General features: G+C 66.5%; 13 protein-coding genes and 1 tRNA gene. 11 read left to right on the forward strand and 3 right to left on the reverse strand.

Features of this window, described 5'->3' with window-relative positions; translation table 11 throughout:
• Nucleotides 1–97: 97 nt before the first annotated feature.
• Nucleotides 98–412, reverse strand: a complete 315-nt coding sequence (locus ADK41_RS41690) for a hypothetical protein (RefSeq protein ID WP_158717643.1) — start codon at nt 410–412, stop codon at nt 98–100.
• Between the two features lie 327 nt (nt 413–739).
• On the opposite strand from ADK41_RS41690, the gene ADK41_RS43925 reads away from it, so the two are divergent.
• The 5 genes from ADK41_RS43925 (at nt 740) to ADK41_RS15890 (ending at nt 5,784) form a co-directional block, all read left to right on the forward strand.
• Nucleotides 740–2,782, forward strand: a complete 2,043-nt coding sequence (locus tag ADK41_RS43925; RefSeq protein ID WP_051843028.1) for a PA14 domain-containing protein — start codon at nt 740–742, stop codon at nt 2,780–2,782.
• 423 nt (nt 2,783–3,205) lie between these two features.
• Entirely contained in the window at nt 3,206–3,331 is a 126-nt protein-coding gene (locus tag ADK41_RS43930) for a hypothetical protein (RefSeq protein WP_267883139.1), read from the forward strand.
• 349 nt (nt 3,332–3,680) lie between these two features.
• A complete protein-coding gene (locus tag ADK41_RS15880) occupies nt 3,681–3,950 on the forward strand; it encodes a type II toxin-antitoxin system Phd/YefM family antitoxin (protein WP_030822025.1) in 270 nt (89 codons plus the stop codon).
• The gene (locus ADK41_RS15885) at nt 3,940–4,407 is read left to right on the forward strand and encodes a type II toxin-antitoxin system VapC family toxin (protein WP_030822023.1); all 468 of its coding nucleotides are present in this window, start codon (nt 3,940–3,942) and stop codon (nt 4,405–4,407) included. The genes ADK41_RS15880 and ADK41_RS15885 overlap by 11 nt, the downstream gene beginning before the upstream one ends.
• Before the next feature lie 774 nt (nt 4,408–5,181).
• Entirely contained in the window at nt 5,182–5,784 is a 603-nt protein-coding gene (locus tag ADK41_RS15890; RefSeq protein WP_030822020.1) for a hypothetical protein, read from the forward strand.
• Nucleotides 5,785–5,978: 194 nt separating this feature from the next.
• Here the strand turns inward: ADK41_RS15890 and ADK41_RS15895 are convergent, their stop codons facing one another.
• Complete coding sequence (locus tag ADK41_RS15895) at nt 5,979–6,812, reverse strand: alpha/beta fold hydrolase (protein ID WP_051843027.1); 834 nt, start codon at nt 6,810–6,812, stop codon at nt 5,979–5,981.
• A gap of 196 nt (nt 6,813–7,008) precedes the next feature.
• A tRNA-Arg gene (locus ADK41_RS15900) sits at nt 7,009–7,081 on the reverse strand.
• 492 nt (nt 7,082–7,573) lie between these two features.
• Between ADK41_RS15900 and ADK41_RS41695 the strand changes: the two genes are divergently transcribed.
• The 6 genes from ADK41_RS41695 to ADK41_RS15925 all read left to right on the forward strand — a co-directional run bounded on the left by ADK41_RS41695 (nt 7,574) and on the right by ADK41_RS15925 (nt 13,398).
• Nucleotides 7,574–9,241, forward strand: coding sequence for a hypothetical protein (locus tag ADK41_RS41695; RefSeq protein WP_158717642.1), 1,668 nt, complete (start codon nt 7,574–7,576; stop codon nt 9,239–9,241).
• Nucleotides 9,242–9,687: 446 nt separating this feature from the next.
• Nucleotides 9,688–10,539 (forward strand): helix-turn-helix domain-containing protein, encoded by an 852-nt coding sequence (locus tag ADK41_RS15905; RefSeq protein ID WP_078661850.1) that lies wholly within the window; start codon nt 9,688–9,690, stop codon nt 10,537–10,539.
• A gap of 97 nt (nt 10,540–10,636) precedes the next feature.
• A complete protein-coding gene (locus ADK41_RS15910; protein ID WP_030822011.1) occupies nt 10,637–11,026 on the forward strand; it encodes an ATP-binding protein in 390 nt (129 codons plus the stop codon).
• Between the two features lie 175 nt (nt 11,027–11,201).
• Entirely contained in the window at nt 11,202–12,053 is an 852-nt protein-coding gene (locus tag ADK41_RS15915; RefSeq protein ID WP_030822008.1) for a sigma factor-like helix-turn-helix DNA-binding protein, read from the forward strand.
• Entirely contained in the window at nt 12,050–12,871 is an 822-nt protein-coding gene (locus tag ADK41_RS15920; protein WP_030822005.1) for a protein phosphatase 2C domain-containing protein, read from the forward strand. Before ADK41_RS15915 ends, ADK41_RS15920 begins: the two co-directional genes overlap by 4 nt.
• Nucleotides 12,872–13,050: 179 nt before the next feature.
• Nucleotides 13,051–13,398 carry a hypothetical protein gene (locus ADK41_RS15925; protein WP_030822002.1) on the forward strand — a complete coding sequence of 116 codons (348 nt, stop codon included), beginning with the start codon at nt 13,051–13,053 and terminating at the stop codon, nt 13,396–13,398.
• The last annotated feature ends 4 nt before the right edge of the window (nt 13,399–13,402 follow it).

Below are 13,402 nucleotides of genomic sequence, written 5' to 3' on the forward strand. Positions count from 1 at the left end.
GGCGTAGAGCTTCGTGCGCCTGCGCCGGATCCTCGCGGGCCGCCTGCATGGCCTGGCGCAGAGCCGCCACGGCTGAGGACGGGTTATCCGCCACAGCTCAATCACGCTGGCGATTGAGGCGGAGTTTCAGGCCACTGCCCCAAGCGAGGACTCGCCACGAACATCGCAGCAGCTCCTCTTCGAAGCCCGCATCAAGGTTGGCCGCATCCGTGAACACGTCGCCGCGACTGAGCCGCGTGACATCTGGTCCGGTCACGGGCGCACCAGGCAGGTGAGCGGCTGCTATCTCGTTGTTCCACCAGTTGCCGGCGATGGGGATGGTGTGACCGTCGATCCGCTCCGACCGCTGCTCGGCAAGAGCCTCACGGCACGCACGCGGCAACTGCAGGCGAGAAAGGTCTGTGGGTGCCATGGCCCTGTCCGGCCCCGTCGGAAGGAGGAGAGATGCCGACTCCGGTGCTCACGCTTGCCGGTGCCGGCGAACGACGACGCCCGTCGAACCCTGCGGCGCATGCTCGACGGCTTCGGCAACCAACGCGGCTCCGGAGGCCCGTTGCCTGTCCGGGGTCTCGGCCGGTCAGCGCCTTCCACTGACGTCCACCGGTACGGCCGTCGTGTGGCGAACGTCCGTGGGAAACGGTGAGCGGGCGGGGGCAACCCCGCCCCCGCCTCATGAGTCACACAGGCGTCGCCCGTTTCACATGCTTTCTCTTGGTCCAGAAGGGGCCCACTCCCTGTGATGACTCGTACCCGGCTGTCCGCGCTGGCCGCGACGGCGGCGCTCGCCACCACCGGCGGCCTGATCACCGCCGCCCCCGCCTCCGCAGCGGTCACCTGCACCTCTCCCGTCTGGAGGGCGCAGTACTTCGGCAACTCCACCTTCAGCGGCACGCCGAAGCTCACCGCCTGCGACACCGCCATCAGCGAGAACTACGGGTACGGCGATCCGGCCGGCGTCACGCTGCCCAAGGACAACTTCTCCGTCCGCTGGTCCCTCACTCGGGACTTCGGCTCCGGCGGCCCCTTCCGGCTCTCCGCCGCCACGCAGGACGGCATGCGCGTCTACGTCGACGGTGTGCGGAAGATCGACCTGTGGAAGAACGTCTCCACAACCGCCCGCAAGACCGTCGACCTGACCATCCCGGCCGGCAAGCACACGCTCCGCGTGGACTACGTCGCATGGACCGGCGCCGCCAACGCCGCCTTCACGTACACCCCTCGCACCGAGGCCGCCGTCGACACGGTCAAGCCGCTCGCCCCGACCGGCCTCACCGCCGCGTACGACAGGACGACCGCCAAGACCACCCTGCGCTGGACCGCCAACAAGGAGATGGACCTCGCCGGGTACCGCGTGTACCGCCGACTGAGCGCCACCAGCTGGGCCAAGGTCAGCGGGACGTCCCTGCTGACCACCCGGTCCTTCGTCGACGCCCCTCCCGCCACCGGCCAGACCTTCCTGTACGAGGTCCGCGCCGTCGACAAGGCCGGCCGCGAGTCCACCGGCAGCCCGGACGTGACGGCGACGACCGTCGACCGCACCGGGCCGGCAGCCCCCACCGGACTCACGGTCGCCACCGGCGACGGGTGGTGGGACACCCTGAACTGGCAGGGAGTCGCCGACACGGCGAAGTACGAGGTGTACGCCTCGTCCGCGGCTGCCGGACCGTTCGAGCTGCGCGGTACGACGACCACGACGTCGTACCGGACCAGCGGCGCCGTGAACACGAACACGTACTACCGGGTCCGGGCCCTGGACGCAGCCGGCAACCCGGGGGCGTACGCGACGGTCACCAGCGACGGCGTCGACCGGATGCCACCGAAGTCCCCGACCGGCGTCACCGCCGGCGCCCGTCCCGGCTACACCAATGTGCACTGGAGCCAGCCCGACGGTTTCTACGAGGACTGGGACAACGGCGGGCACTACCGCGTGTACCGCTCGCCCGGCAAGACGTTCGACCCGACCGCGCGCACCCAGGTGACCTGCGTCGCGGAGGAGAGCCACGAGGCGAGCAACGGCGGCAACTGCTACGACGTGGACATGCCCGCGAACACGTACGTGACGTACGCCGTCACGGCGGTGGACCCGTACGGCAACGAGTCGGCGTACTCCGCGCCGGTCGTCGTCCGCACCGGCGACACCGTGGCGCCCGGCCCGGTCACCGGCGTGAAGGTCACCCCGCGCAACGACGGCATGCTGGTGAGCTGGGCCGCTTCGCCCGAGGACGACATCGACGAGTACGTGGTCTGGACGGGCGTCCGGCAGGCCGACGGCACGGTCAAGTGGCTCGGCCCCGCCACCTGCGCGGAGGGCACGAGCAACTGGCTCGCGATCCTCTGCGGCAACCTGCCGGACGGCGAGGCGCACGTGTACGCGGTGACGGCCAAGGACCACTGGGGCAACACGCTGCACCCGAGCGACCCGAAGGTCACCGTGGTCGAGGCCACCGAGCTCGACGTCCGGCCGTCCGTGACCGTCACCCGGGACTGGAGCCTCGGCAGCCTGGGCCACAACCGGACGACCACTCGTCCGTCCGTCGACTGGCAGTGCACCGACACGACCCGCTGCGCCACGGTCACCGGCTACCGCGTGAGCCGATGGAACCCGGCGACCAAGGCGTACGAGCCCCAGCACGACGGACTGCTCCCGGCGGACGCCCGGACCTGGGAGGACGCCACGGCGACGAAGGGGAACACATACTTCTACACGCTGGAGGCCGTGACGGCCGACGGCGCCGTGGTGGGGACGTACCCCTGGTACACCGTCTTCCAGGACCGCGTCTAGCTAGAGGTCTTTCACTTAAGGCTTTGCTGATCCGTGCCCCAGTAATGGTGGGCTGCTGACACGAAAGGTCGGCGGAACGACTTTGGCCGGGAGCTGCTTCGGGGCGAGTGATCACGGCCCCGTAAGCGGAGACGGGGCAACTGCGCCCGGCGGAGAAGACGTGCACGACCAAGACCGACGCCCAAGTCTCCTTGACGCACATCGAATCGGACATCGTGCGCGGTCTTCGGCCGGACCCGGATGCCGGCGTGGTGAAACTTCGAGGAGTACGCCACCGCGCGGCTGCGGGACCGGAAACTCGCCGACCTCACCCGTGAGCGGAACGAGGCGGTGATGCGGCTGCACATCCTGCCCACCTTCGGGGCCGGGAGCGTGGCCGACGTGACGACGGCCCGGGTGCGCAGTTGACGCGGCAAGCTCCTCGTGGCCGGCGTCGGTGAGCCGTCGGTGGTCAAGGCGTACCAGCTGCTGCGCGCCCTGATGAACACGGCCGTGGAAGACGAGGTAATCCGGCGCGACCCGTGCCGCATCAAGGGCGCGGACCGCTAAGACGTGCCCGAACACGAAGAAGGGCCAGTCCGGGAGGAACCCCTCCTGAGCCGGCCCTTTCTTCTGTGCCCCCGGCAGGATTCGAACCTGCGACACCCGTTTGAGGAGTTCGGTCCGAGCGTGGCCCGACTGCTGTCGTCGACCGGCACGCCGGCCGGCGGGAGTCGCTGGCGTGTGTCCCCGTCCGACGTCGTTGATGTCAGCTGTGGATGTCGGCGCCTTCTCATCCGTAGCTCCAGCCGGATCGATCAGCGAAGGCCGTACCCGGCCGCTACGGCCGAAGCTCTGTCGGCGCAAGCCTTCGGGCGTCATGTGTCACCTGGTAGCACCCGGCGCTACCTTGGTCGGTATGAGCGTTCAGCCCGAAATCACCCAACGGGATCTACGCAGCCGGTCCCGAGAGATCATGGATGCCGTACAGGGCGGTCAGTCGTTCACCGTCACCCGCGACGGACATCCGATCGGACAGCTCGTCCCGCTGCGTCGACGCCGCCGGTTCGTCTCCCGCCAGGAGTTCGCCGCGATGTCCAGGACCGCTCCCGGCATCGACCTCGACAGGTTCCGCGCCGATCAGGACGCCACGGCCGACACCTACCCGGACGATCCCTATGACCGCTGACCGCTCGACGCATCAACAGGGCCTCCTCGACACCAACATCATGATTCTGCGCCGCTGGGTGGCACCCGAGGAGCTACCGGACGAAATGGCGATCACCGCCATCACCCTGGCCGAGTTGTCCGCCGGTCCGCACGAGGTCCGTCGCAACGACGAACAGAGCAGCTACGACGAACACGCCGAACGCGCCCGTAGGCTCGACGTCCTGCAACGCGCCGAGAACGAGTTCGACCCCATCCCCTTCGAGGCCGAAGCGGCCCGCATCTACGGCCGTATCTGTGCCGCAGTGATCAGCGCCGGCCGCAAGCCACGCCGCCGGGTGGCCGACCTGGTGATCGCTGCCATCGCCGTGGCGGAGAACCTTCCCCTCTTCACCACCAACCCCGACGACTTCAAAGGGCTGGACGACCTCCTCACCGTCGTGCCGGTCACCCGCCCGAGGGTGCCCCACGAAGGCTGACGGCAGGGCACTGGTGCGGTGGGAGCACACCGGGGCACGGATGTGATCACGCAGCAGGGCCGGTTCGAGGGATCAAGCCCTTCGAACCGGCCCTGTGCCGTGTGCCCCCGGCAGGATTCGAACCTGCGACACCCGCTTGAGGAGTTCGGTCTGACCGCCTGTCCACCCGTGCTGCGCGGGGAAGCTGTGGCCGTGTCAGACCGCACCGCGCCGCCGCTGTCCGCTGTCGTTGATGTCAGCCATGGATGTCACCTCACACCGGCTGGGGTCACTTGCGGCGCTTGCGTTTCTTCGCCTTGCGTTCGGTTTCCTTGCGCTTCTCGATGGTGTACGACGACCACTCGCCACGGTGCAGGTCGCATCGCGACGCACCGACCATCGCCAGCCGCTGACACCGAGTGCCCTTCTGCGTGAGCGCTCCACACCTGGACTGCGTACGAGCCACGTTTCCCACCCCCGGTCTCGACCGTCGTGCGGACCAGTGCAGGATTGCCGGGCACATGTCCTCTGTGGAAGGCGCACCGCTCCGCGCAGCGGTGCACGGCGGCCCAAGGAGGTTGCCCGGGGGGCGCACGCTTTCCAACTGTGTTGATGCCTCGCGGTTTCGCGTACAGGGCCGTTCACCTGCGTTCACGGGCGGCCCGCCCATGGGTTGCAGCCGACTCGTGGTCTCGCCTGAACGGCCCTGAACAGGGCTGAATGACACGGAAACTGAGGCGGAGCCCGCATACATCTCGGGTGATGGTTGGATGCGATCGGCGCTAGTGTGCGGCGGTGATCAGCAATGAGGGAGTACGCCTGGGTGCGGAGGCCGCACATCGCCTGGCACAGACGGGCCTCTATGAGTTCGGGGCGGGGCTGACGGAGGCCGAGTTCACGCGCATCGAGCGCGAGTACGGCTTCGAGTTCGCGGACGATCACCGGGCATTCCTTGCGGCCGGGCTCCCGATCAACGTCCCTCCCGAGGACGGGCAGACCTGGTCAAGGCCCTGGCCGGAGTGGCGCGGCGGCGATTTGGGCGGCTTGCGTCGACAGCTCGACTGGCCGGTCGAGGGTGTTCTGCTCGGCGTTGAGCACAACGCGTTCTGGTACGAGGGCTGGGGTGAGCGTCCAGCCGACGGAACGGCGGCACTGGATACGGCGCGGCGTCATCTGGCGGAGGCGCCGGTGATGGTGCCCGTGTATGCCCACCGATACCTGCCTGCCGGCCGGGGAAGCTTCGGACATCCGGTGCTCTCGATGTGGCAGACCGACGTCATCTATTACGGCCTGGACCTGGCCGACTACATGCACCAGGAGTTCGACGAGGCGCGGGACGAGGTCGACGACAGCTGGAACCCGCGAGCGACGGCCCTCTTCTGGCGGGACCTTCTCTGACTCATCGAGGAGCCCGGACAGGCGGCGAACGCTCTCAGCTTGGGAAGCTGAGGTGATCTAGGACTCGCTGTGGGGCTGATCTGCGGTGGAAGCCGCCCACGCCGGATGGGCGGGTCCGTTGATTTCCCGTGGTTCCCCGCATGACCTGGCACGATCTCTTCGTCCCGAAGACCTGGTTGTGTGGTGGGTGCGCTTCAGGGGTGCGACAGGAAGCGGGCGATCTCCGCTGCCACGGCTTCGGGCACCGTTGACGGCGCGAAGTGCATTTGGTCGGGGAACGTCGTGAGTGTGACGTCGGGCAGCACGCTCGCGAGTCGGTCGAGGGTTTCCGGCATGGGCTGCCATGTGTCGGCCCCCCGCATCAGCAGCGTGGGGACAGTGACAGCGGACCAGCGCTCCACGTCCACTGCATCGGCGGCCATCGATTCCAGGTCGCGGCACCAGCCGGGCGCGTCGGTGGCGGGCTCGTTGTCGGCCGGATCGCCGCCGTCCATGAAGTCCAGCAGCGGGGCCGGGACGCGGGCCACCTTCTCCGCCAGGAGCCGATCGGCCTGCAGCCGGTCACCCTGCGTGGTGAGTTCCTCGAATCGAGACAGCACGGGCGTCAGTTCCTCGCCCGCGGCGTACAGCGGCGGTTCCCACAGCACCAGGGAGCGGAGGGCGAGTCCGGCTGCCGCAGCGTGCAGGGCAACGGTGGCGCCGTAAGACATGCCGACCAGGTGCACCGGGCGGCCGATCCTGTTGATCAGTACTCTGATGTCGCCCACCTCGTCGGCGAAGCGCTTCGGAGATCGGCCCGACTGGCTCGGGGCGTAGCCGCGACGGGCCGGCGACCACAGCTCGAACCGGTCGGCGAGTCGTTCGGCCACCGGCTGCCAGGAGTGCAACCCACCGCCGGACCCGTGAACCATGACGACCGGCAGCCCGGACCCGATCCGTCGATATCCGATGATGGTCCCGTCGAAGGACTCGAACGACAGGAAAGCCCCGGAGGCGGAGGACTTCGACGACTGGATCGCACTCGGCATGCGGAGACCGTTGCACGGTCCACCGGACTCGGTCCACCGGATTTCGGTGGTCGGGTATGCAGGAGACGCAGCGCGAAGCCATGAGCCACATGGACCGGCTGCTCAGGAGGCGCCGCAGTCGTCAGTGACTGTCCTCGTTGTTGCCGGAAGTGGATGTCAAAGACCCCGGACCATGATCGGTCCGGGGCCTTTTGCCTGGTGCCCCCGGCAGGATTCGAACCTGCGACACCCGCTTTAGGAGAGCGGCTGGGTGATCTGCGGGCTGAGCTGCGAATTCGCCAGCCGAGGGAGCGGGCGGCTACTCGACCGAGGGACGCCGGTGTTGACCGCTGTTGCCCCCTGCATCTGGCACGGTTGTGGCACGAACCTCAGCCGACGACAGCCAGCCACGACGGTGGGTGCGTCGGCCGACCAGGCGCGCGTGTGCCTCGCTGCACCCCCGCCGACCTCAGCCACGGTGCTTGCCGTCGACGGGAGCAGGTCGCGCCGGCCGGGCCGCGGGAAGAACAGGGCTGCTCGGTCCCGCAAACCCTCAGCTTGGGAAGCAAGGGTGTTTCAGAGGTGGTTCTCTATCTGACCTGGGGCGATGTGCTCTCGGTGTCTGTCTGCCTGCACGCCCTATGTCCCAGTGTTCGTCCGCTGATTGTCTATTCAAGTTCTCTCGGGTTGCGATCAAGGGTAACTCTGCATTCTCTGGAACATGTAGTAGCTAGTGCCTGCTTAGCTACCTGTGGCTTGCAGCGCCAGGAAGGCTAAATCTCATGCTTCGCAAGAATCAGGGTTATGACCTTTCAGAGGGAGCACGCTATAGCGGCAAGGTGAGCGCCAGAGCTGCTATTGAGATTATAGAACTCATCTTCTCCAGCAAGGATTGGATAGTAAGGCGCGTTGACTCTGTATCCTTCCCGGACGAACTGAGCATAGCGCGCCGCGTGAGCGTCGATATCGTGACGCCGGGGGTGCAACCTAAAGTGAGCCTTGACAATGGCTCCGATGTCACTCTGCTGCCGATTGCCATGCTAAGCAAGGATGTGATCTCCGACTTCGACTTCTGGGGAGAAAAAGAAGAGGAGAGACTACCCAAAATCTCAAGGAAACTTGGGCGAGAGGTCATGAAGGAGATGCTCGTCCAATGGGCACAGAAACTTTGCTCGAGGATGAGCCAAGGTGAGATCCGGGACGTGGCGGACAGGCTACTTCAATCCCCTATAAGCGAACTGAAGGGAATTCCCGATGGAGATCTAGAGGAACTCCTCCGTGATGGCGACAAGTGGGGCTTCGATCCGCCTGACGGAACTAAAGCGAAAGCTTTTTTGGTCTTGGCTAGGATGCTCTCCCGCAACTTCATTCTGTTTTTGCCGCTTGATGACGTGATCGGAAAAGGCGAGAGGGTGATTGTCAAGTACTCTTATGTCCGTCCGCTTGCTCTCTACAGAAGTCGTCGCAACGGGCGATGGGGTGCAGTCCAGGCACTCGCCAAGAAGCTAATTGGTCTTGACCACCTAGACGTCATCCTCAACGCCTCCAACGTTGCTTACTCGCAGAGCTATCACTTTGAGCTCAAGACGCCGAGTAACGTAGGAATAACCAGAGCAGAGCTCTACGATGATGCAGATGTCAGGAGCAAGCTATCGAAGGCTGAGGACTCCACGGCCGCGTCCTTTTTCAGGCAGGCGAAAGTAGCCAGGAAACTCAAGAATCTCCGGCCTCAGATCCTGGCCCCCGAGGAAAGGCAGGTGGAGAGTCAAAGGGCAACGCGATTCGGGCTTTACCCGATCGAGGGAGCGGCTTATGGCACGCATGGAAAAGTCTTTATTAGATTGGCTGCGCCACGGCGGTTGTGGTTGTGGGCCGTCGCTGTCACCTCAGTGCTCGTTACCGTCGCGCTAGGGATAGCTGCATTCGTTCAGAGTGTCCGTAACTCCGAAACGGACGCTAACATCTCGCTTTTGCTGGTATTTGCCGCCGTTTTTCTGCCGACTCTGATGGCTCCCGACCCTAACGATTTCTCAAGATACATCTTGACGCCAACCAGAATTGCCGGTCTTATTTCGAGCGCCCTGCCCATTAGCCTTGCATTGGCTGTAATTGTCGGCTGGACCCCCTTCGGTCAGCCGTGGGCGTATGCCCTATTTGGCCTTGCCGTGATAATTTCACTGCGACAGGTCGTGGCGCTTATCGTGGCGACACCTTCGGCCGAAACGAGACAGCTTTCCTGGTTGGCTAGGAGGAGGTATGCTTTCCTCGGAAAAGGTATTTTCAGGTCTACGGTCGATCGCCCGAATTGGCAATATGAGCAAGAATTCTTACGGTTGGAAAGTGTCCGAGGTGTTATAGCTAAAGAAATTCGAACCAAAAGCGGGTTGGTCCGCCTGCTCGGATGGAGGTGCCAATGTGATTTCTGGAAAAAGGACGCGGATGGTGGCTGAACATGATGCGAGGTTGGCCGAACATCTTAGGTCGGTGGAGCGGCTTTGGGGTGGCGCTGCTTTGGCGCGAGTGATCATGGCCCCGTAAGCTTCCGGCGCGTCGGGCAGTCTGTGGACCTGCCCGGTAAAGCACGACGTTGGGGCCATGATCTGCGAGGCTCGCGCCAAAGTGGCTCCGTAAAGCCGCGTAGTCGACCGCCCCAGCCACGACGTACCTCTTCTCTGGCGTCAGACGGCTGATTGCTGTGTGCGCGGCACGGGCGCTGGCCGGGCTGGAGCGGGGCGGAGACAGGAGCGCAGGCCCGGCCGGGGGCCGTGCCGCGCGCGGTGAGCGGAGCGAGCCGCCTTGAACCAGTAGAGAAAGTTTGAATCATGCTCGGGGCGCTTGGTGATCACTGAGGCTCATGCACCCGGTCATCGCTGTCCCGTGGTGTAGAACCCTGGGTATGGGGAGTGAGCGGCGGGAGCGGATGAAGGCGCTCGGGGTGCGTCTTCGGGGGCTGCGTACTGAAGCCGGCCTGACGGGTGCCGTGCTGGCACAACGGGCCGGTGTGGGGCAACCGACCGTTTCCAAGGTCGAGACCGGGCGCATGGTGCCGAGTTCTGACGTGCTGGACCGGCTCTCGCGTGCCCTCGGCCTCGACGACTCGACCGCGCGTGAGGTGCGTGACCTCCTGGTGGCCGTGGAGGCTGCCGCGGACTCCGGTCCGGCATCCGGTGATGAAGCTCCCGCTGGGGCTGTCCTCGATGAAGCGGTGCGGTCGGCTCGGTTGGTGCGGTCGTTCCAGTGCGTTGTTCTGCCGGCCCTGCTGCAGAGCGCGGAGTACGCCCGGCACGTCTTCGAGAGTGCGCCGAACTCGACTCCTGAGGCGGTCGGTCGGGCGGTTGCTGCCCGTGTGGAGCGGCAGAGCGTGTTGTACGAACCGGGGCGTGAGTCGGTGTTCGTGCTGACGGAAGCGGTGTTGCGGACCTGGCCCGGAACTCCGGCGCTGATGCTTGCCCAGCTCGACCGGTTGCTGGCCGTCGAGAGTCTGAGCACGGTACGGCTCGGGGTCATCCCTTGGCGTCGGCCGGTGCCGCTTCTGCCTCGTCACGGGTTCACGCTGTGCGATCAACGGGCGGTCGTGGTCGAGGCGTTCGCCGGGGAGCGGGTGTCGGTCGACTCCGCCGAGGTGGCCGCGTACGAGGAGGAGTTCGGTCGCTTCGAGCGAGTTGCCGTCTTCGGTGACGAGGTGCGGGAGCTGCTGTTGCGGGTGATGAAGGAGTTCCGCGAGCTGGGAGACACCGTCACCCCTTAGAGGAATAATTCCTCTGTATGCCTGGCCTGTTGGTCACGCATGGGAATACTCTGCCGCTGCGCTGTCTAGACCCCTAGACGCAGACAAGGAGCTTGCCATGCGTACCAAGTGGTGCCGTGCCTTTCCCGGCCTGGCCGAGCAAGTGGTCCAGGCCCGTCACTTCGTGGCCGCCATGATTACCGAGGAGGGTCCGGTCGATGACGCCGTCCTGGTCGTCAGCGAGCTGGCGACCAATGCCGTGCGGCACTCGCGGAGCGGTTCGGCCGGCGGCTGGTTCCTCGTGATCGTCGGCTTCGGTGGCGGCCTCGTGCGCATCGAGGTGGTCGACCAGGGCGGCGAGCGTGTGCCGCACCTGTGCGACGTGACCAGCCAGGAAGAGGGCGGGCGCGGGCTGCTGTTGATCGCGTCCTGCGCCAAGGACTGGGGTGTGAAGAACTGGCCCGACGGGCGTTCCGTATGGGCCGAGCTGGCATGGGAGGGCGCGTGACCGGGCTCCGCTCGTCGATAGTCGACGGTTGCCTTGCGGGCGGTGGCGGGTGAGTCCGCGGGGTGTGCCCCGGCGGCGGTCCCGGTTCTTCGTGGTCGGCGGTCGTACGGGACGGCGCCTGCCGCCCATTCCGTCTAGGGCCCTAGACTCCTGGGTACTTCTGGGAGGTGTGGTCATGTCGGACGAGTTGCAGCGGATCATGGCGATCGATGATCCGTACCTGCTCCTGCGTGAGGTCACGACGCGGTTGGCCGACGCGCAGCAGGAGGTGACCGAACTCGCCCGACTCCGCCGCCGTGTAGTCCAGGACCTCCATGCGCAGGGACTGTCCTATGCGCAGATCGCGGAGAAGGCCGGCCTGAGCCGCGGGCGGATTCACCAGATCCGCCATACGGGTCCGGCACCTGAGGGGGCCTTCCTCGGCACGGGTGCCGTCACGGTCGTGACTCCGCTGCGGTGGGACGACGTGAAGAAGCGCCCGGTCGTCGCCATGGCCGACGTGAACTCCGGGAAGCGTCTGGAGGAGCTGGCGAAGACGTACGGGCTCAGCGTCAGCTCCGGCCACGTACTGGTGAGCGGTGAAGTCGACCTCAACCGTGACGGCCTGGTCGTCGTCTGCGGGCCGGGCATGTCCCAGGCCATGAGTGACCTGTACGCCCAGGACCCGGTACTCGCCTGGGAGCATCCGGAGGGCGAGCCGTGGGCGCTGGTGGACCGGCGCACCGGCACGGCGTACCGTGCGGGGGCGGACATCGAACCGCGCCGTCCGCACGATGTGGGATACCTCGGCAGGCTGCCCCGCCCGGACGGCAACGGCTCGGTGCTCGCCATCGCCGGCATCCACACGGCAGGCTCCCTCGGCGTCGTCCACCTCCTCGCCTCGGACCTCGGCACGCTCTGGGGGCAGGTGGGGGAGCGGCACTTCTCCGCGCTGGTGAGCGTCGAGTACGACCCCGAGACCGACGAACCGCAATCCGTCGAACTGCTCTGTCCCCTCTATCTGCACGACGAGGAGACGACGGCGTGAACGTGGCCCTCGGCTCCCTGCCCGCCGAACCGGGCCAGCAGAACGAGGACTTCGCGGCCGTCGCCCCCGGCGCGGCCGTTCTCCTCGACGGTGCCAGTGTGGCCGGGGCGGAGACCGGATGCGTGCACGGCGTCGCCTGGTTCTCGTCGACGCTGGGCGGGCTGCTGCTGAGAAGCATCACGGCACACCCCGCCCGGCCGCTCACCGACTGCCTCGCCGACGCGATCCGGGACGTCCGTTCGCTGCATGAGGACACCTGCGACCTGGCCTATAGGGCCAGTCCGACCAGTACGGTCGTTGCGGTCCGGACCGGTGGGGAAGCTCTGGAGTACCTCGTCCTCGGTGACTCGACCCTCCTCCTCGCCGACAGGGACGGGAAGACGACTGCTGTCACCGACCAGCGCCTGGACGAGGTCGGTGAACGGCTCCGCGCGCCGGTCGACGAACTGCCCACCGGTTCACCCGAACACGCTGCCGCCCTGGCCGAGTACCGCGACGCCCTGACAGGGCTCCGTAACCAGCCGGGCGGCTTCTGGATCGCCGGCCCCGAACCGCGGGCGGCCGAACACGCCCTCACGGGAACGGTGCCCCTGGAGTCGCTGGCGTCCGTGACGCTGATGAGCGACGGCGCCACGCGCCTCGTCGACCAGTTCGCCCTCGCCGACTGGCGAGAGGTGCTGGCCGTCCTCGGCTCCTCCGGCCCGGACGAACTGATCCGCCGCGTGCGGGAGGCGGAGAACGGCGATCCCGACGGGCGGCGCTGGCCGCGTGGCAAGGCAAGTGACGACGCGACGGTCCTTCACTGGGCGCTCTTGTAGCGCGTCCAGGTGGCCTTCAAGAGCCGCTCGTATACCCCCCTAGACAGTTGACGGAGCGTCGGGTTACGGTAGCCGTCAACCCCCTAGACGGTTGGGGCGGGCCCCTCCCTGCGCTGTCTAGGGGGGTATTCAACGGCTCGGCGTCCGTGACGGACGCCCGATCAAGTGAGGTTCACACAATGCGTGTTATCCCCGTGGACACCTCGTCCGCCACTCTGCTGGTCACGAAGCTGCCCGAGGTCAAGGTGAGGGACCGGCAGACCGGAGAGGTGGCCGTGGACCCGGTCACCAACGACCGGCTCATGGTCCTGGAGCTGGTGTTCATCGCCCAGGGTGGCTCGGATATGATCAAGGTCACTGTGCCCGAGAAGGGCATCGGCGAGGGCCTGGTCATGGGCGCGCCGGTCTTCCTGTCCGGCCTGGTGGCCCGGCCCTGGGAAAGCGAGTTCGGCGGCCGTTCCCGGCACGGCATCGCCTACCGGGCGGACGCCGTCATGGTCGGCACTCCGGCTGCGGCACAGGGCTGAACGT

The sequence above is a fragment of the Streptomyces caelestis genome, assembly GCF_001279005.1.
Taxonomy (GTDB): domain Bacteria; phylum Actinomycetota; class Actinomycetes; order Streptomycetales; family Streptomycetaceae; genus Streptomyces; species Streptomyces heliomycini.